This window comes from Nocardioides albus, assembly GCF_014648255.1.
Taxonomy (GTDB): Bacteria; Actinomycetota; Actinomycetes; order Propionibacteriales; family Nocardioidaceae; genus Nocardioides; species Nocardioides albus.
Map to the genome: position 1 here is coordinate 90,607 of NZ_BMQT01000012.1, position 19,071 is coordinate 109,677.

Annotated in this window: 12 protein-coding genes; 5 read left to right on the forward strand and 7 right to left on the reverse strand. The window is 69.5% G+C overall.

Annotation, left to right across the window (positions count from 1 at the left end):
• Positions 1-20: 20 nt before the first annotated feature.
• The 3 genes from IEY84_RS22840 to IEY84_RS22850 all read right to left on the reverse strand — a co-directional run bounded on the left by IEY84_RS22840 (position 21) and on the right by IEY84_RS22850 (position 2,974).
• Entirely contained in the window at positions 21-1,235 is a 1,215-nt protein-coding gene (locus tag IEY84_RS22840) for an acetyl-CoA C-acetyltransferase (RefSeq protein ID WP_183549743.1), read from the reverse strand.
• 9 nt (positions 1,236-1,244) lie between these two features.
• Positions 1,245-2,012 (reverse strand): SDR family oxidoreductase, encoded by a 768-nt coding sequence (locus IEY84_RS22845; RefSeq protein WP_183549740.1) that lies wholly within the window; start codon positions 2,010-2,012, stop codon positions 1,245-1,247.
• A gap of 74 nt (positions 2,013-2,086) precedes the next feature.
• On the reverse strand, positions 2,087-2,974 hold the full coding sequence (locus IEY84_RS22850; RefSeq protein ID WP_183549737.1) for a hypothetical protein: 888 nt from the start codon (positions 2,972-2,974) through the stop codon (positions 2,087-2,089).
• Positions 2,975-3,186: 212 nt separating this feature from the next.
• Here IEY84_RS22850 and IEY84_RS22855 point away from each other — a divergent pair, with 212 nt between their 5' ends.
• Positions 3,187-3,879 (forward strand): nitroreductase, encoded by a 693-nt coding sequence (locus IEY84_RS22855; RefSeq protein WP_183549734.1) that lies wholly within the window; start codon positions 3,187-3,189, stop codon positions 3,877-3,879.
• Between the two features lie 126 nt (positions 3,880-4,005).
• On the opposite strand, the gene IEY84_RS22860 is transcribed toward IEY84_RS22855, so the two are convergent.
• Positions 4,006-6,102 (reverse strand): YhgE/Pip domain-containing protein, encoded by a 2,097-nt coding sequence (locus IEY84_RS22860; protein ID WP_183549731.1) that lies wholly within the window; start codon positions 6,100-6,102, stop codon positions 4,006-4,008.
• On the reverse strand, positions 6,099-8,801 hold the full coding sequence (locus IEY84_RS22865) for an MMPL family transporter (protein WP_183549727.1): 2,703 nt from the start codon (positions 8,799-8,801) through the stop codon (positions 6,099-6,101). The genes IEY84_RS22860 and IEY84_RS22865 overlap by 4 nt, the downstream gene beginning before the upstream one ends.
• 61 nt (positions 8,802-8,862) lie before the next feature.
• Between IEY84_RS22865 and IEY84_RS22870 the strand changes: the two genes are divergently transcribed.
• The gene (locus IEY84_RS22870) at positions 8,863-9,486 is read left to right on the forward strand and encodes a TetR/AcrR family transcriptional regulator (RefSeq protein ID WP_183549724.1); all 624 of its coding nucleotides are present in this window, start codon (positions 8,863-8,865) and stop codon (positions 9,484-9,486) included.
• On the opposite strand, the gene IEY84_RS22875 is transcribed toward IEY84_RS22870, so the two are convergent.
• Positions 9,473-9,796, reverse strand: a complete 324-nt coding sequence (locus IEY84_RS22875) for a hypothetical protein (RefSeq protein ID WP_183549721.1) — start codon at positions 9,794-9,796, stop codon at positions 9,473-9,475. The two genes, IEY84_RS22870 and IEY84_RS22875, sit on opposite strands and share 14 nt — an antisense overlap.
• Before the next feature lie 317 nt (positions 9,797-10,113).
• On the opposite strand from IEY84_RS22875, the gene IEY84_RS22880 reads away from it, so the two are divergent.
• The 3 genes from IEY84_RS22880 to IEY84_RS22890 all read left to right on the forward strand — a co-directional run bounded on the left by IEY84_RS22880 (position 10,114) and on the right by IEY84_RS22890 (position 16,669).
• A complete protein-coding gene (locus IEY84_RS22880) occupies positions 10,114-10,755 on the forward strand; it encodes a hypothetical protein (protein WP_183549718.1) in 642 nt (213 codons plus the stop codon).
• Positions 10,756-10,837: 82 nt separating this feature from the next.
• Entirely contained in the window at positions 10,838-13,771 is a 2,934-nt protein-coding gene (locus tag IEY84_RS22885) for a fibrinogen-like YCDxxxxGGGW domain-containing protein (protein WP_183549716.1), read from the forward strand.
• 150 nt (positions 13,772-13,921) lie between these two features.
• Positions 13,922-16,669 carry a fibronectin type III domain-containing protein gene (locus IEY84_RS22890; RefSeq protein WP_183549713.1) on the forward strand — a complete coding sequence of 916 codons (2,748 nt, stop codon included), beginning with the start codon at positions 13,922-13,924 and terminating at the stop codon, positions 16,667-16,669.
• Between the two features lie 112 nt (positions 16,670-16,781).
• On the opposite strand, the gene IEY84_RS22895 is transcribed toward IEY84_RS22890, so the two are convergent.
• Positions 16,782-19,070, reverse strand: a complete 2,289-nt coding sequence (locus IEY84_RS22895; protein WP_183549710.1) for a fibrinogen-like YCDxxxxGGGW domain-containing protein — start codon at positions 19,068-19,070, stop codon at positions 16,782-16,784.
• Position 19,071 lies beyond the last annotated feature (1 nt).

Genomic DNA, 19,071 nt, shown 5'->3' on the forward strand with positions numbered 1-19,071 from the left:
CGCGGCTCGACCAGCCAGGTTCAGAGGCGCTCGATCACGAGCGCCATCCCCTGACCGCCGGCGGCGCACATGGTCTCCAGGCCGTAGCGGCCGCCGGTCTCCTGCAGACCGTGGAGGAGGGTGGTCGCGAGGCGGGCGCCGGTGGAGCCGAAGGGGTGGCCGAGAGCGATCGCGCCGCCGTTGACGTTGACCCGCTCGGGGTCGAGCCCGATCTGGTCGATGCTCGGCAGCACCTGGGCGGCGAAGGCCTCGTTCATCTCCACGAGGTCGATGTCGGACGCAGAGAGCCCGGCGCGGGCGAGCGCCTGACGGGAGGCCTCGACGGGTCCGAGGCCCATGATCTCGGGTGAGAGCCCGGATACTCCGGTCGACACGATCCGGGCCAGCGGGGTGATCCCGAGCTCGGCGGCGCGGGAGTCGCTCATGATCACCAGCGCAGCGGCGCCGTCGTTCAGGGGGCAACAGTTGCCGGCGGTGACGGTGCCGTTCTCACGGAACACCGGCTTCAGCCCGGCGACCTTCTCGAGAGTCACGCCGGCGCGCGGCCCGTCGTCGGACGACACCACCTCGCCGGACGGCAGCGTCACGGGGGTGATGTCTCGCTCCCAGAAGCCCCGCGCAGCAGCAGCCTCGGCACGGTTCTGGGAACGTACGCCCCACTCGTCCTGCGCCTCCCTCGTCACCCCGTAGATCGACGCGACGTTCTCCGCGGTCTCGCCCATCGCGAGGTGGTAGTCGGGCAGCTCGCCGGACTCGCGTGGGTCGGACCAGGTCTCACCCGCGGCCACCCGCGCAGCGCCACGCTCGCCCGCCTCGAGGAACTCCTCGGCCTTGGTGTCCGGCATCCCGTCGGCCTTGCCGCGCTCATAGCGGGACACGCACTCCACCCCGGCGGAGACGAACGCATCTCCCTCGCCGGCGCGGATCGCGTGGTAGGCCATCCGGGTGGTCTGCAGCGACGAGGCGCAGTAGCGGTGGACGGTGGTGCCGGGAACGGCGTCCAGACCCAGGCGTACGCCGACGACCCGGCCGATGTTGTAGCCCTGCTCTCCCGCCGGCTGGGCACAGCCCATCATCAGGTCGTCGAGCTGCGTCGGGTCGAGCTCGGGCACCGCAGCGAGGGCGCTGCGTACGATCTGCTCGGCCAGCTCGTCGGGGCGCAGGTCCTTGAGCGATCCCTTGAAGGCGCGGCCGATCGGCGAGCGGGCGGCGGAGACGATGACGGCTTCAGGCACGGTTTCTCCTCAGGAGTTGGGGGTGTGCTGCAGGAAGGCGGGCCATTCCCCGCCGCCGTCGACGGCGAGAACCGCACCGGTGACGTGGGCGGCGAGCGGCGAGGCGAGCAGGAGGCAGGCGTCGCCGATCTCCTCAGGCGTCGCGAAGACCCCGCGGGGGATGGTCGCCGCGACGGCGGCCCGCTGCTCAGGGCTGCCGTAGTGGTCCTCAGACCCCGGGGTCGCGACGATCCCGCAGGAGACCGCGTTGACGCGTACGTCGGGCGCCCACTCCACCGCGATCGACCCGGTCAGGCTCTCGACTGCCGCCTTCGCGGCGCCGTAGATCGCGGTCCCGGGGCTGGGGCGCCGTGCCGAGATCGAGCTGATGTTGATGATGGAGCCGCGAGAGGCCTTCAAGGCCTCGTACGCCGCCTGGCAGACGTAGGCGGTGGCGAGGAAGTTGATCGCGGAGATCTTCTCGTGGAAGCGCGGCGAGGCGGTCGCGAAGTCGGCGTAGGGCGATCCACCGGCGTTGTTGACGACCACGTCGAGCCGTCCGAGCCGGGAGGTGATCGCGGCGACCCACGCCGCGACCTGGGCGGGATCACGCACGTCCACCTGCGAGAAGACCGGCTTGCGTCCGTCCACCACGGGGAGCTCGGCGGGGGCGTTCCGGCCGCAGATCTCGACCTCCGCGCCCGCCTCGAGGAACCGCGCGACGATCCCGGCGCCCACACCGCGAGCGCCGCCGGTCACCGCGACCACCTTGCCGCTGAAGTCGATCTCGACTGCCATGTCCGGCAGTCTAGAGCGGCTACCAAGCAAATGCTAGGTTGTGGTCCCGGTGACCGGATCCGAGTGATCGCGACTCAGACGCAGTGCACGTCGACCCAGTAGGTGTGGTTCCCGCTCATGTGCTTCTTGACCTGCACCGGGACCGCGACCGAGCCGTTCGCGCCGGGAACGAAGGTCTGCCCGGCGTAGTGCACGTCGTCGATCTCGCAGCCGGTCTGATGGGTCACGGTGATCTTGTGCAGCCCCGCCTCAGCAGCCTCGACGTGCGCCTCGTGGAACGCGAGGACCGCCGGGTTGTACTCGGAGTACTTCACGTTGTGCGCGCCCAGCGTGTCGGTCCACTCGGCAGCCAGACCGTCGATGAACGGCCCGCCGTGCCGCGAGAACCGGGTGTCGATCTCGACGATCGCCCGGGCCCGGACCTTGAAGTTGTCGGTCTTGCTGTCTGCCGGGACGAAACCGTGCCGGCTGCCGGGAGCGGCAGGGTTGAGCGCGGCGTACGGCGTCAGCCAGACCTTGTACTCACCACCGTTGTTCGGGGTGTCGAGGAACGGGAACAGCTGCACGGTGATGCCACCGTCCTCGGCATCGGTGCCGGTCGAGTGCGCACAGGCACCGCTCGGGGCGACGCTGACGAACCGGCCGCTGGCGTCGACCTCGACCCGCCGGCAGGAGGCCGGATCGGTGGAGAGAAGCGTCTTGCCGGACGGGTCGGTCACCTGGAAGGCATAGATCCCGGCAGGCAGTCCGGCCGCGTCATCGGGGGCATTGATCCCCGGGCCGCCGTTGAGGTAGACGTCCTGCTTGGCGGCGTAGTGGTTGAGGTTGACAGGCGCGCCGGAGACGTCGGTGGTGAAGATCGCGCCGGACAGCTGCAGCACCGGCGCAGACGAGGCCGGCATCGACCACAGCGCCGCCGCAGCGACCCCCGCCGCGACCGCGCCGGCGAGCTTTCGGATCATGGGTTCCCCCTCAGATAGTCGGACCTCGAGTCTTCGTCGCGCCTCGGTAAAGACCTCCGTCCGATCCCCGGGTATCACCCGAACCAGGTAGGACCCTGGACTGTGTGTTGGGCCACCTCGGCACCGATCTCGGGAATACCGGAGAGTCCCTCCGTCTTTCGTCAGGAGTGGATCGAGGCCACCGGCCTCGGCAGACCTGAGAGGAACTCCTTGTGACCACGACTGCCGTCGACACCTTCACGGACGTGATTCGCTCGCGCCGCTCCGCGCGAGCCTTCCTGCCCGACCCGGTGCCCGCCGACGACATCCGCGGTGTGCTCGAGGACGCCCAGCGCGCCCCGTCGCACAGCAACACCCAGCCCTGGGAGGTCCACATCTTCTCCGGTGACGCCCGCGACCGCCTCAGCGAGGCGATGCTGAAGGCGTTCGAGGCCGGCCAGATGAGTCCTGACTTCAGCACGACGTACGGTGACGACGACAGCGTCCACGTCCAGCGGTCCCAGCAGGCCGGCGCCACCCTCTACGGCGCCATGGGCATCGCCCGGGACGACCAGCACGGACGCGCCAAGGCCGTCGCCGAGAACCTCCGCTTCTACGGTGCGCCCCACGTGGCTCTGCTCTTCGTGCCGGAGCTCGGCGATGTCGTACGCGCCGCCAACGACGTCGGGATGTACGCCCAGAACTTCCTGCTCTCCCTCACCGCCCGCGGCTACCACGGCGTCCCGCAGGGCATGCACGGCCTGTTCGCCGACACCGTCCGCGCCCACCTCGGCCTGCCGGCAGACCGCAAGCTGCTCTACGGCATCTCCTTCGGCACCGCCGACCCCGACGCCTCGGTGAACCGCGTCGACATGACCCGCGCTCCGCTCGACGAGCACGTGGTCCTGCACGACACCTCGCTGTAGCCGCCGCCGCTGCGCTGGGAGCGGTCGCGCCGAGGTGTAACACGTCGTTCGTAGTACTACTCGCCCTATCTGATAGGGCGAGTAGTACTACGAACGACGTGTTACAGCCGGCCCGGCCGGCCAGCCTCAGCCAGCAGCCGCCGCCCCACGGATCTCCGCCACAGACGTACGCTGCGCCCGCCCGGCCGCGAAGACGCTGACAGACAGCGCCAGCAGGAGCCAGAGGACCAGGCCCCCGACCGACGTACCGACGGCGGCGCCGCTCTGCGCAACCGCGACTCCTCGAATCGCCTCGGCGGCGAGCGGGACCGGCAAGATCCCCGCGAACGCACCGAACCCACCGAGCGGCGCAGATGCCGCGACCGGCAGCAGCCCGCCGAGGGAGACCAGCTGCAGGGCGAGGAAGGCGAGCGAGATCAGCCAGCCGCGGCGCTGGCCGGCGAGCGCGACGACGGCTTGATGGACCGCGACGAAGGCCGACGCGGCGAGCACCGCGATCCCGACCGTGGCGAACGGTCGCGCGAGATCGGCGCCGAGAAGCGCAGCTGCGACCGTGAGAAGCACAGCCTGCACCAACCCGACGAGGGTCGCCGGCCACAGGCCGATGAAGGTGAGCCGCCGCGCTGTGAGCGCCTCCCGCAGCCGCCCGGCCGGGAAGGCCGGACGGAGCAGGTAGATCGCCAGCGCACCGAGCCACAGCGCCAGCGCGATCACCGTCGGCGCCAGCCGGGTCGCCCCTGCGGTCGAGGGGCCGGAGGCGACCGAGACCTGCACCGGGTCGGCGACGACCTCGGCCTGCTTCTCGCCAGGGACCGCGATCTGCGAGGCACCGTCGTCGAGACCCGAGGCCAGCGAGTCGGCGCCCTCGGTCAGCGAGGACGTGCCTGAGGCCAGCGAGTCGGCCCCAGAGGCGAGAGACGCCGACCCGCTTTCGAGCTGCTTGGTCCCGGAGGCGAGCTGATCGGCCCCGGAGGCCAGCGCAGTGGCGCCGCCGTTGGTCTTGCGGAGACCGGCCTCGAGCTCACGAGCGCCGGCAGCGAGGCGACCATTGGCGTCGGCGACCTGCGAGGCCCCGGAGGCGACCTTCCCGGCACCGTCCGCCGCCGACGAGATCCCTCCGCTCAGCTCAGGAGCCGCCTGCGACAGAGCCGAAGCTCCCGAAGCGACCTGCTCCGCCCCGGCCGCGAGCTGGTCCGCCTGCCCGCCGCCGGAGCCGACCGCCGAGGCGGTGGCACCGCACAGCTGCGGCTTGGAGGCCGCGAGCAGCCGGTCGCTCGCGCACGCCTGCGCCCAGCCCTTGGCGAGCTGGGTGTAGCCGGCCACTCCCTCCGAAACCTGGGATGCACCGGTCGCGAGCGACGAGGCCTGCGCCGGGAGCCCCGCGGTCGACCTCTCGAGCCGGCTCAGCCCGCCACTGAGCTCGTCGGCTCCGACAGTCAGCGAGGATGCGCCCTTGGACGCCTTGCCCGCTCCCCCTGCCAGCGATCCCGCCCCCGACACCAGCCGCGCGGTCCCGCCGGCGAGCGAATCGAGCCCACCCGCGACCTGCGAGGCGCCGTCAGCAGCCCCGGACGCACCGGAGCTGAGCGACCGAGCACCATCGGCGACCTTCCCGGCGCCCGAGTCGGCGGCAGCGGTGCCCTCGGCGAGCTGGTCGGCACCGTCGGCGGCCGAGTCCAGGCTGGTCTTGAGCCTCCCGGTCTGGTCCCGGACGCCGTCGAGATAGGTCGTCGTGACCGTACGTCCCAGGGTCGAGGCCGACTGCCGCGCCACCTGCCGGGCGATCTCGGCGGTCACCTCGCTGGAGGCGTCGGACGCCTCCACGCTGACCCGGCCGGCGCTCGGGTCGCTGCCCTGCACCCCCGACAGCGTCTTGGACAGGTCCTTGGGGATCGTGATCACCGCGGCGTACTCCCCACCGGTAAGACCCTCCCGTGCATCCGCAGCATCGGTGAGCTCCCAGCCGAGCGTGGGGCTCGCGGACGACCCCGAGGACGAGACCAGGTCCGCGGCCAGCGCCCTCCCGGCGTAGATCGTCTGCTTGTCCTTCCCGCTCCCCGTCGTCACCGGCTCGTCGAGGTTGACCACCGCGGCGGGCACCTGGTCGAGGTTCTCGGCACGGTCGCCGAGCGCGACGAGGGCGAGCGCCGTCACGAGGACCGGCAGCAGGACCGCGGCGGCGACCAGACGGCGGCCGCCCCACCATGATCTCGTACGTTTCATCGGACTGTCTCCAGGTCGGCGACCGGCTCGACGGGGTCAGCGAGCGCGGTCTGGGGTCGGGTGTCTGCGGCCGGTACGGCATGGACGATCGCGTCCGCGACCTGCGGCACGGCCGGCAGGGACGGCATCCCGAGAAGCACGGTGGCGCCTCGCGAGGTCAGCGCTGACAGGGCCGCGATCTGGCCGCTGTCGAGCACGGTGGGGTTGTCGATCGCGACCAGCGCCGGCACCCGCCGGGTCTCGGCGAGCCCAAGCGCTTCGTCGACGCTGCCGATGAGGGCCGCCCGGGCGCGTACCGCTCCGGACTCCTCGGGCAGAAGCCGGTCGAGCACCACCAGCTGCCCGGAGAACCCGAGCCGGCCGGTGAGGGCAGCGAGTGCGGCAGACCGGGCGATGGGGTCGGATCCGTGGACGACGCCGATCCCCGCCGGCCGCAGCGTCAGGTCGAGCGGAGCAAGCGCATCGGACACCGCGACGTGACGAGCCCGCACGGCAACCGAGCCGTGCGAGGCCACGTAGTCGGCATGCTCCAGGTGGTGGACGAGCGCCTCGCCCTCGATGTCGAGGACCGGCATCCGTCGATCGAGCCAGCGCGGCAGCCACCAGGCCCGGCGCCCGAGCAGGGCGAGCACCGCCGGAACCAGCGTCATCCGCACCAGGAACGCGTCCACGAGCACGCCCACGGTGAGACCCAGCGCCATCGGCTTCACGATCGGGTCGCCGTTGGGCACGAAGGCCGCGAAGACGGCGACCATGATGATCGCCGCGGCGGTGACGACGCGGGCGCTGGCGGCGAACCCGGTGTCCACGGAACGCCGCGCGTCGCCGGTGTGGACGAAGTCCTCGCGCATCCGGGAGACCAGGAACACCTCGTAGTCCATCGCGAGCCCGAAGAGCACGCCCATCAGGATGATCGGGAAGAACGCGATCACCGGGCCGACCTTGGCGACGTTGAACAGGTCGGCGCCCCAGCCCCACTCGAAGACCGCGGCGACGACACCGAACGAGGCCGCCACGGACAGCACATAGCCCAAGGTGGCCTTCAACGGCACCGCGATCGAGCGGAACACGATCGCCAGCAGGATCAACGACAGCCCGACCACGACGGCTCCGAACGGGAGGATCGCCCCGGACAGCCGAGCGCTGACATCGATGGCGACCGCGGTCTGCCCGGTGACCATGACGTCCTCGACCCCGAACCGCTTCTCCAGGTCGGCGGAGTCCGCGCGGATCTCCTTGACCAGGGCAGCGGTCTCCGGAGAGCTCTTCTCGGTGGTCGGATAGATCACCACGAGCCCGAGGTCTGCGGTCCGGTTCGGCGTCGCCAGGGCGACCTTCTGCACCCCGTCGTAGGTCCCGAGCGTTTCGCCCAGGGAGTCCATCACCCCGATCGGGTCTGTGTTGGCGATGATGTCCGCGGTCACGAACAGCGGCGCGTTGTAGCCCGGCCCGAAGTCGCGGCTGATCAGGTCGTACGTCTCCCGCGGAGCGCTCCCGGGCTCGGCGCTGCCGTTGTCGTTGAGCCCCAGCGCGAGGTCGCGCGCCGGGATCGCCAGGACGGCGATCACCAGCAGCGAGACAACGACGGTGAGAACCGGCACCTTGGTCACCAGTCGCACCCAGCGTGCCCCGAGAGTGTTGGCGTGAGGCCGCCCCTCCGCGACAGCCTCACGCCGATGGGCCCGAGACCCGGGCTTCGGCCGAAGCCGCTCACCCGCGAGAGCGAGGAGAGCGGGCACGGCGGTGAGCGCGACGAGCACCGCGACCAGGACGGCCGAGGCGGCCGCGTACCCCATCACCGCCAGGAACGGGATGCCCGCGACCACGAGGCCGCACAGCGCGATGATGACCGTGACACCCGCGAAGATGACCGCGCTGCCGGCTGTCGCCACCGCCCGGGCGATCGACTCCTCCACCCCGAGACCGGCGGCGAGCTGGCTGCGATGCCGCGCGATCACGAACAGCGCGTAGTCGATGCCGACCGCGAGCCCGATCATCAGCGCCAGCGTCGGGGTGGTCGCCGAGATCGTGGTGACGGCGGCGACCGAGAAGATCCCCGCCATCGCGATCGCCACCCCGAGCAGTGCGGTCAGGATCGGCAGGCCGGCGGCCAGCAGCGACCCGAACGTGATCGCCAGGACGAGCAGGGCGATCAGGATCCCGATCCCCTCGGTCGCACTGACGTGCACCCCCGTGACGGAGTACGCATCCCCGCCGACGTGGAGCTCCAGCGAAGACCCCGACGGCAGCTCCACAGCATCTTCCAGATCCGAGGTCACACCCTCGGGGAGCTCGTCGAGACCGACGTCGAGCTGCACCGTCGCCAGCGCGTCCCGGCCGTTGTCGCTGACGGTCCTGCTCTCCGAGGCAAGCGGGTCGGTGACCGTCGCGACGTGGTCCACCTTCTCGACCTCGGCGAGCACGTCCGCGACCTCGCCCCTGTGGTCCTCGATCCGATCCCCTTCGGGAGCCACGAAAACCAGCTGAGCCGAGGTCCCGGAGACCTCGGGGAAGCGCTGGGTGAGCGCGTCCAGCCCCTGCTGGGACTCGGTGCCCGGGATCGTGAAGTCGTTCTGCAGCTTGCCGCCGAGCGAGACGGTCAGCGCACCCAGCAGCACCGCGAGCAGGAGCCAGAGCGCCAGCACGGTCTTGGCGTGGCGCGCGACCTGTCGGCCGAGTCGGTAGAGGTAGGAGGACACATTCGATACATTAACGCATTCAGTACAAAACTGTATCGTCGGCGTATGTGAGGATTGCTACATGACCGAGGTGAAGGCCCCCAGGCGACGTACGAACACCCGCGCGCGACTGCTGAACGCGGCCGTCGACGTCTTCGTCGAGCGCGGGGCGCGCCGGGTCACCGTCGACGACCTGGTCAGCGCCGCCGGCTACACGCGCGGAGCCTTCTACTCCAACTTCGCCAGCGTCGAGGAGGTGCTCCTCGAGGCGTTCAAGGAGGAGTCCGAGAGACTCATCGAGGCCGTACGCTCCGCCGTCGCCGAACACGCCGACGCCGAGTCGAGCGAGTCGCTGATCTCGGCAGCCTTCGACGCGGTCCGCCCCACGCAGGACCGCTGGTTCGTCCTGCAGAGCGAGGTGGTCCTGCAGAGCCTCCGCGACCCCGACGCGCGGGAGATCAGCTCGGCCACCTTCACCGCCCTGAGCGAGCAGCTGGTCGAGGTGGTCGAGCTCGCCCTGGACCGCCTCGACTGCACCTCCACCATGCCGACCGATCTCCTCGCCCAGACGATGATGGGCGTGTTCCTGCACAGCCTCACGATGCGTACGATCCGGCCCGACGACCCCCGCGCCGACCGGCTCCTCGCCGAAGCACTCCCCCAGATCCTCGATGGAGTATCCGTGCCCCGGGTTACCAGGGCTTGATGGCCTCCATGTAGAGCGACTCGGCCCGTCGCCGTTCGGTGTCAGGGGCGGCGTCGAGCTCGGTGTCGCCGAACATGCGACGACCGGGCTCCGGGAAGCCTCCCGCCCGGAACATGCTTCGGGCTTTGCGACGCTGAACGGGACTCACCGCGTTGGTCACGACCATCCGGGCAGTCCCGCGCTTGCTCACCGGAACGGCGTGCTTGGTGATCCGGCGAAGCCAGGAGTCGGTCGGATTGGTCGAGTTCAGCCGTTCCTGGGCCACGTCAACGGCGGCGAAGTACGCCTCGAGTCGTGCACGATCGTCCACGGTTTCCCCCTTGTCATGACAGGCGACTCTTCTGTCGTCTAATCCTTCAAGACACCCCCGACGCGGATCATGACGCCACGAAGACGAGGAGTTCAGGCGCCTTTCCCTTCCCCAGACGGGGAGATGATGTGCGTCACACTTTCTCCTGTGCCGTCATAGCACGGTCGGATCGCTGTCTTGGCCTATCGAGTCACTCCACACGTACCGCACCGGAGCGAGCAGCGCCGCTCGCGACCATCCGCGGAACTCGTGTGGATCACTTCGATCCGAAAGAAGTACCCCCGTTGCACGAGCCAAGACGACACCGAGCAGTCATCATGGGCGCCTTCGCCTTCCTCCTGGCCGGAGGTGGCGTGGTTGCCGTCATGAACCTGACCGGCAGCACCCCGACACCCGACGAACCGACGGCGAGCTCGCCAAGCGCGCCGAGCGCGTCACCGGACAGCGAGAAGGACGCGCCGAACGCTGCCGACACGACGCCCGACCTCAGCGACAGCACCGGCCTGAGCGCGGGGGCGCTGACCGCCGCCGCGAAGAAGGCCTCGGTCGAACCCGCGACCGTCGCGGACGCCACGACGAGCATCGACACGGCGCTCGACTCGTTCTTCGCTCCGCTCGAAGAGGGGGAGAAGCCCGAGGTCCCCAACGTCGGGAAGGCTCTGGCTGACGAGATCGAGATCGTCCAGTACGAGCGTCAGGACGCCGGTTGGACGATCACCGGGACCCCCACGATGGATGACCTCGAGGTGGTCGAGGTCGACGACCCGAGCAAGCCCAAGGCGATGACGATCAGGGCGTGCGTCGACACCAGCGACGTCACCATCAAGAACTCCACCGGCCGAGACATGACGACGAAGACCGCCACCCGGTCGCGGTCGGTGTTCGAGATGGACCTGGTCAAGGGCGAGTGGCGGGTGACCTCCCGCAGCCTCGCCGGCAACGCGGACTGCTCGGCCTGAAAAACCTCCACCTCTCGGGAACCTTCCACCGCACGGCCATCGATGCCGTGCCCCCAGAGATGCGCAGGACATGAGGGAACAGATGATCACGACGTCCACACCCGGCCGACGCCGGCACAAGATGAGGGCGGTCGCACTGCCCATCGCCCTGGCGGTCACCACCACGGTGCTGGCATCCACGGGTGCGGCGGCAGGACGGCCGGCGACAGGGTCCCCGGCGACGGACACACCTCAGGCCACGTCTCCGGACGCGACCGCAGCGCTCGGCTCAATCTCTCGCCCGGCGGCGTCGTGCTGGGAGATCAAGGAGCAGCGCCCGGACGCGCCGTCGGGGACGTACTGGCTGTGGACGCCGAAGCTCGAGGTCGCCGACCAGTTCTACTGCGACCAGGAGACCGACGGCGGCGGCTGGGTGCTGATCGGGCGCGGCCGCGAAGCCTGGAACCGGTCCGACGCCGGCATGGGCACGACCGCCGACGTACGCAAGACCATCACCGGCCCCGGCGCCTTCGCCCCTCGCACCCTCTCGGCCGAGGTGATCAACGGCCTGTACAACGGCGAGCGGGCCGACGCCCAGCAGATGCGGCTGCGCCGCGCCCTGGACGGCACCGGCACCAACTGGCAGGAGACCCGCTACGCCTACTCGTCGGGTATGCCGACCTGGTCCTGGCCTGCAGCCCACGGAGCCGAGACTCCGGTCAAAGGGGTGACCTTCGACGGTGCGACAGCCGCCGCCGGAAGCAACACCGTAGGTTGGGTAGGGACCCAGCAGAGCATCGCCAGCCTCTACACCCGGATCAACGCGTACACCTACAACGGGGGCACCTGGGCCCACCACAAGACGGCAGCTCTGCCCGGCGCTTCGACAGCGAGCGACAGCTACGTCTACCACAGCGGCGGCTGGCTCAACGTGCCGTTCACGCAGGTGTTCAGCCGGCCGAAGGTGACCTCGTCCGCCTTCGTCGCGGTTCCGGAGGAGGGTCTGGCCGAGGCGCGCAACAAGGCCGTCGTCCGCGACGGGTCGTTGAAGAACCCCTGGGGCGTCACCGGGCGTAGCCCCCTGTTCCGAGACAACCTCGACGTCGAGGTCCAGGCCTTCGGCGAGGACAAGGCCACAGGCATCATGTATGTCGGCGGCAACTTCACCACCGTCCAACGCGACAGCAGCGCCACCGACGCCGCCACCCAGCAGTTCCTCGCCGCCTTCGACGCCACCACCGGCGAGTGGATCCCCACCTTCCGCCCCGAGCTCGACGGGCAGGTCAAGTCCATCGAAGTCCTCCCCGGCGGACGCCTCGCCGTCGGCGGCGAGTTCAGCAACGCCGACAGCGCACCCCACGAAGGCTTCGTCGTCCTGGACAAGTCCACCGGGCGCGTCCACCAGGACTTCAGCACGCTGCTCGTCAACCGCGTCTCCGTCGAGACCGTCTCCGTGTGGGACATCGTCACCCACGACGGCTGGCTCTACCTCGGCGGCAAGTTCACCCACGCCACCGGCCCGAGCTCCACCCGTGAGGTCTACAGCCGCAACATCATGCGCCTGCGCCTCGACGACCTCACCCCCGACCGCACCTTCACCGCAGAGCTCAACGGCGGCGCCGTCGACCTCGACATCCACAACGGCCGCCTCTACGCAGCCGGCACCTTCAGCCTGAACAAGGGCGCCTCAGCTTTCCGGGCACTCGCCATCAACCTCAGCGACTACACGCAGGTTCCCTGGAAGATCAACGTCAGCTACGGCAACGCGGTCCTGAACTCCCGCCAGTACGGTGTGGTGGCCACCGACACCTCCGTGTGGCTCACGGGGGCGGAGCACCTCCATGCGGCTTACGACTCCAGCGATCTGTCGCTGAAGCAGACCTGGATGCAGTACGCGGGTGGCGACGGTCAGACGATCGCCAGCAACGGTGACACCGTCTTCGCCGGATGCCACTGCTGGGGCAAGTCCTACGAGGGTGCTGCGAAATGGGGCGCATCGGGGACGAACTTCGAGGAGATCTCTGCGATCGGCGCCTACGACGCCGTCGGCACCACCCTCCAGCGCACACCCAAGGTCTGGGACCCGGCATTCTCCTCCCGTCACGGTGACGGTGCCTGGGCCAGCCACATCGACTCCCGCGGCACTCTGTGGGTCGGTGGCGACTTCACCCACGCGGTGCCACACGGCTGGACCTCGCGTCGCTGGACCGGTGGCTTCGTCCGGTTCGAGCAAGACCTCGATGCCATCGCACCCGCGGTCCCGACCGGCCTGTCCGTCGTCACCGACGGCACCTGGGACGCGCTCTCCTGGGAACCGGGAGGTGAGGGCGTGACATACCAGGTGTTCGCGATCGGCAGCGGCGAACTGGTCACCCAGACCACCGACACCGCCGTCGCCGTGCCTGCGCGCCCTGATGGCACCCGCTATGTCGTACGCGCCCTCGACTCCGACGGCAACATCTCCGCAACCAGCAACGCCGTCGTCGCCCAGCCCGGCGAGATCTCCGCCGATCTCATCCCCGAGGCCAGCCCGACCCGGCCGGTCCAGCTCATCTCGCCACGCGCGACCTGGTCCCACTCCCACGACGCCGGACGACCCGACGGCTGGCCAGCCGTCGAACCGTTCACCTCAACCGGCACCGCACCGCTCGGCTGGGGCACCAACGACGTCGCCACCGCCTTCCCCGCCGCCGCCGACGGCACCCGCCCCCTGGCCTCCTACTACGCCAAGTCCTTCGATCTCCCCGCCGACGCCCCACATCAGGAGCTCGTCGTCACCGTCCGCATCGACGACGGCACCGCCGTCTACCTCAACGGCAAAGAGGTCCTACGCGAGAACCTCCCCGACGGGGAGCTCGCCGATCGCACGTACGCCACCCAGTCGGTCTCCGGAAACGCGGCACCGGACAACACCAAGACCGTCCGGATCCCCATCACCGACCTGGCCGAAGGCACCAACACCATCACCGCGGAGGTCCACTCCAACTGGACCAAGGCACCCAGCTCGACCTTCGACCTCGAAGCCGTCCTGCAGTAACGGAAGCCAGGACAGAAGCGGAATCAGAACGGGCCGGCCGGGCAGCGCGCACTGCGCAATCGCTGTCCGGCCGGTGCTCGCCACAGCGTCATAGCCACGGCTCCTCGGTGTCTTGGTTGTTGAACACACAGCACAGGAAGAGAAGCCCAAATGCACAAGAACTCCATGACCCGACCCTCCCCGAGCGGAGGTGGGGTTCGGGTGCTCAGTCGCCGAAGCACCGGAATAGGGCTCATCCTCGCCGTGACGCTCGGGATCTCGACGATCGCGTCCCCGTCGCCGGTGGAGGCTGCATCGCCACCGAGCAAGGCGGCGGCGCTGGCTGCGGTGCCCGCTGACGACTACGACCCGCTCGAGTTCGGCGCGTGGACGTTGGGCAACGGTGGTGATCCGTCCGGAAGCGGGGCCCAGAACTGGGTGGAGCTCAGCGGTGGCGCCGGCTACGCGAACGCCGACGACACCCCCAGCGGCGCAGGCAGCCAGCTGCAGCAGACGGTAACCGGCGTGACGCCGGGAAGCACGCTGTCCGTGACCGTGTACTGGAACCACGGCATCCCCAACCCCGGCGACGCCATGCAGCTGACCCTGTCCTACGCGGGCGTGAACTACGCGGCCTGGCAGACCCCGTACCCGGCCGGCTCGTCGAAGGTGGTCGTCGCCAACGGGGCTGCGATCGCGCCGACGACAGGGTCTGCGGAACGGGCCGCCACCGCGTACCAGGTGACTCTTCCGGACAACGTCCCGGCAGCTGGCGTGGTTCGGTTCGCGATGACCGCGATCACGAACAGCGTCACGCCGGGCGACGACTTCCGCATCAGCGGCCTGAGCATGAACAGCCCGCCCGTGCCTGTCCCGGAAGAGGGCTTGGCCGAGAGCAGGGCGAAGAAGGTGGTTCGCAGCGGGTCGATGAAGAACCCGTGGGGTGTGACCGGTCGTAGTCCCCTGTTCCAGGACAACCTCGACGTCGAGGTCCAAGCCTTCGGCGAGGACGAGGCCACCGACACCATGTACGCAGGCGGCAACTTCACCACCGTGCAACGCGACAGCGCCGGCACGGACGCCGAGACCCAGGAGTTCCTCGCGGCGTTCGACGCCGTGAGCGGCGAGTGGATCCCCACGTTCCGGCCCACGCTGGACGGACAGGTCAAGTCGGTCGAGGTGCTGCCCGGCGGCCGATTGGCGGTCGGTGGCGAGTTCAGCACCGCCGACGGCGCACCGCACGAGGGCTTCGTGGTCCTGGACAAGACCACAGGCCGCGTCCACGAAGACTTCACCACGCTGCTCGTCAACCGGGTCTCCGTGGAGACGGTCTCGGTCTGGGACACGGTGATCGACGACGGCTGGCTCTACCTCGCCGGCAAGTTCACCCACGCCAGCAAACCAGGAACCCGCGAGGTCTACAGCCGCAACCTCATCCGCCTCCGCCTCGACGACCTCACCCCCGACCGCGACTTCACCACAGAGCTCAACGGCGGCGCCGTCGACCTCGACATCAAAGGCAACCGCCTCTACGCAGCCGGCACCTTCAGCACCAACAAGGGCGCCCCAGCATTCCGCGCCCTCGCCATCGACCTCACCGACCGCACCCAGATCCCCTGGAAGATCCACACCAGCTACGGCACCGCCCCACTCAACACCCGCCAATATGGCGTGGTCGCGACCGACTCCTCGGTCTGGCTCACCGGCGCCGAACACCTCATCGCGGCCTACGACCCGGCTGCGCTGACGTTGAAGCAGACCTGGATCCAGGCTTGGGGCGGTGACGGCCAGACGATCGCCAGCAACGGCGACACCGTCTTCGCCGGATGCCACTGCTGGGGCAACACCTACGAAGGTTCGCGCAATCTCGGACAGACTTCGAGCAACTTCGAGCAGATCTCGGCGATCGGCGCCTATGACGCCGCTGCCGCGACGATCCAGCGTAAGCCCGAGGTCTGGGACCCAGTCCTCTCCGCCCGCCGTGGCGACGGCGCCTGGGCGAGCCTCATCGACTCCCGTGGCACCCTGTGGACAGGCGGCGACTTCACCCACGCGCAGCCCCACGGCTGGACCTCACGCCGCTGGACCGGCGGCTTCGTCCGATTCGAGCAAGCAGGAGACGCCACCGCACCTCCGGTCCCGACCGGCCTGACCGCCGTCACCGACGGCACCTGGGACGCGCTCTCCTGGAACCCAGCAGGCGAGGACGACCTGACCTATCAGGTGTTCCGCATCGGCGGCAGCGAAATGGTCGCGCAGACGACCGACACCACGGTCACCGTGCCGGCGAGCCCCGAAGGCACCCGATACCTGGTACGCGCCGTCGACGCAGCAGGCAACGCCTCCGCAACCGGCAGCCCCGCTGCCGCAGAGCCGGGCACGATCCCACCCGATCGCATCCCGGAGGGCGGCGAGACCCAGCCGGTCCAGGTCATCTCGCCGCGCGCGAGCTGGACCTATTCCTTTGACGCAGGCATACCGCAGGGTTGGCCGACCGTAGAGACCCTCGAGTCCACCGGCACAGCGCCACTCGGCTGGGGCACCAAGGACGTCGTCACGAAGTTCCCGGCAGCCGCCGACGGCACCCGACCGCTCACCTCGTACTACGCGAAAGCGTTCGACCTCCCCGCCGACGCACCCCACAAGGAGCTCGTCCTCACCGTACGTCTCGACGACGGCGCCGCCGTCTACCTCAACGGCAAGGAGATCCTGCGAGAGAACCTGCCCACAGGTGACCTCACCGACCGCACCTACGCCACCACCTCGGTCGCCGGCTATGCGGCACCGGACAGCACCAAGACCGTCCGGATCCCCGTCGCCGACCTGGCCGAAGGCACCAACACCATCACCGCAGAAGTCCACTCCAACTGGACCAAGGCACCCAGCTCCACCTTCGACCTCGAAGCCGTCCTCCGCTAGAACGAGACGGAGCTGGACCACAGACGGGGCCGGCCGGACAGCGCACACTCGCCGTCCGGCCGGTGCTCGGACGCCGCACCATCAACGCGGAGCTGACCGAGGGATCTGGTTGTCAGGGCGTCGCGGTGGCGGTGCTCGCGGAAGCATTGCCCGCCGCGTCGATCGCGCGTACCGCATAGGCCGCACCGATCTCCGCCGGCAGTCCCATCATGGTGTCGGTGGTCATCGCCACTGGGCGATCGTTCCTCAGCACCTGGTAGGTCACGCCTGGCTCGGGCGACCCGGTCCACGACAGCGAGGCCGTCACCCCGTCCGACACGACCTTCAGACCGGAAGGGGCAGCCGGGACGGCCGCGTCCGCACGAGCGAACCGGGCGAATCCGCCGGTCCACCGCTTGGAGATCGAGTCCCGGCCAGCATGTGTCAGGTCGCCGCCGACCCACATGGTCCCGTTCGAGTCCATCAGGCTCGCCCACACCCCCGAACCCTCCCGGGTGGTGAACCGCGGCGCGAATGCAGTCTCGAGCGTCGCTTCGGAGCTGTCGTACGCGCCGATCTGATCGACCGCGCCGTGGTTCGAGGTCCCTCGAGTCCACTCCAGCATCCGCGACGCACCTTCGTAGACGTTCTCCGAGCAGTGGCACCCTGCGTACACGGTGTCCCCGTCGGCGACCAGCGTCTGACCGTCGCCACCGTTGTGGCTCAGCCAGGTCTGGCGCACCTGCATCGTGTCGGCGTCGTAGACGGCGAGCAGGTGCTCGGCTCCCGTGAGCCACACGTCGTCCCCGACGGCGAGGACCGCCCCTTGCAGCGAGTAGACGTCGTGCGACTTGGAGATCGTCCAGGGGATCTGGCTCATGGTCGTGAGATCCATCGCCAGCGCACTGACGGCGTCGACGGACCCGTTCATGGTGAACCGGCCGGCGGCGTAGAGCCGATCGCCCTCGTCGGAGACGTCCAGGTCGAAGAGCGACCCGTTGAGGTTCGCCTTGAAGGTGCTGTCCGGAGAAAGGTCCTCCGCGGACAGACGCATGAGGTTGCGGCTGTAGACCTCGTGGGTCGAGCGCGCGCTTGTGGCGTGCGTGAACTTTCCACCGATGTAGAGGTGCCCGTCCTTCACCTCGGTGGCCCACACCGAGGGAAGCAACGTGCCGACCCGGTTGAGGAGCTTGGTCGTCACCGAGTCGTCGACATCCCCGGTCGAGGGGTCCATGACCGCGAGTCCCTGGTGGTCTTCGCCGTTCACGGTGGTGAACTCACCGCCCACGACCAGCCGACCGTCAGGCAGCACCTCCAGCGACCGCACCTGATCGTTCAGAGCCGGCCGGAAGGCCGAGACCCACTCACCCGAGCCGACGTCGAAGGCCGCCAGGTACGGCTGATCCACCGAGTCCGTGCCGCGCCCATCGCGCTGGACCTTGGTGAAGTTCCCACCGACGTACATCACGCCGTCACCTTCGGCGAACGCCTGCACCTCGACGTCGTAGTAGCTGTCGTACGAGGGACCGACGCCGCTCACTCCCCACGGGTTCCACCGCGACTCGCTCTTCGCGACCGCGGGCCGGGTCACGGCAGGCGTACCTTCCGCTGGAAGCTCTCCGAAGTCGGAGCTGAAGCGCGCCGGACGGAGGTAGACCTGGGTGAACGGCTTGGTGACCTGCGTCCCGTTCTTGTAGAGGTAGCTGCTGCCCGAGGTCGAACCGCCCAGGACGTTCACGGGGTCCGTGATGCCCCATCCTTCTGACCAGCCCGACTTGGCGTCCGTCGTGGTGTTCACGTCGAAGGCGAGGTTGGTGTCGCTTCCGAATCGAGCGCCCGTGCCGCCGGCTGTGGGGGTGCCGTCGAACAGAGCGTTGGTGACCGGCATCGCTGACTCGAACTGCCACGTCCACCCCGGCTGGCCCTCGCCGCCGAACTGGAACTGCGCCTCCTGCCACCTGGTCCCAGCCGCGTCTGTCGCGCGTCTCAGCCGCACCCAGGTGTCATCGACCCGCAGATCACCGAGCAAGGCGTCCACGGTCGCGACCGGCAGCTGGCGAGGCGAGAACCCGTCGACGCTCGCGACGTCGGTCCGTACGTCTGCGGTCGTGCCGCGCCCGCTCGCGGCCGGGCTCCACCCCTCACGGCCGCGGCCGACGAGCACCCAGCCTCCACCGCTGGTCACCTGGTCGCAGTAGAACTGGTCGGCGATGACCAGCTCCGGCGTCCACAGCCAGTAGGTGCCCGACGGCGCGTCCGGCCGCACCTGCTTGATCTCCCAGCACGACCCGGCCGGGTTCGACTCCGTGCCCAGCGGTGCCGTCGGCGGCGGAGCGCCGGCGACCGGGGCTCCCAGGCCGAGCACGGCCGCCAGCGCGATCGATGCGGCCCAGCCGGCGCGATTGCGCTGGAGCATGTTCATC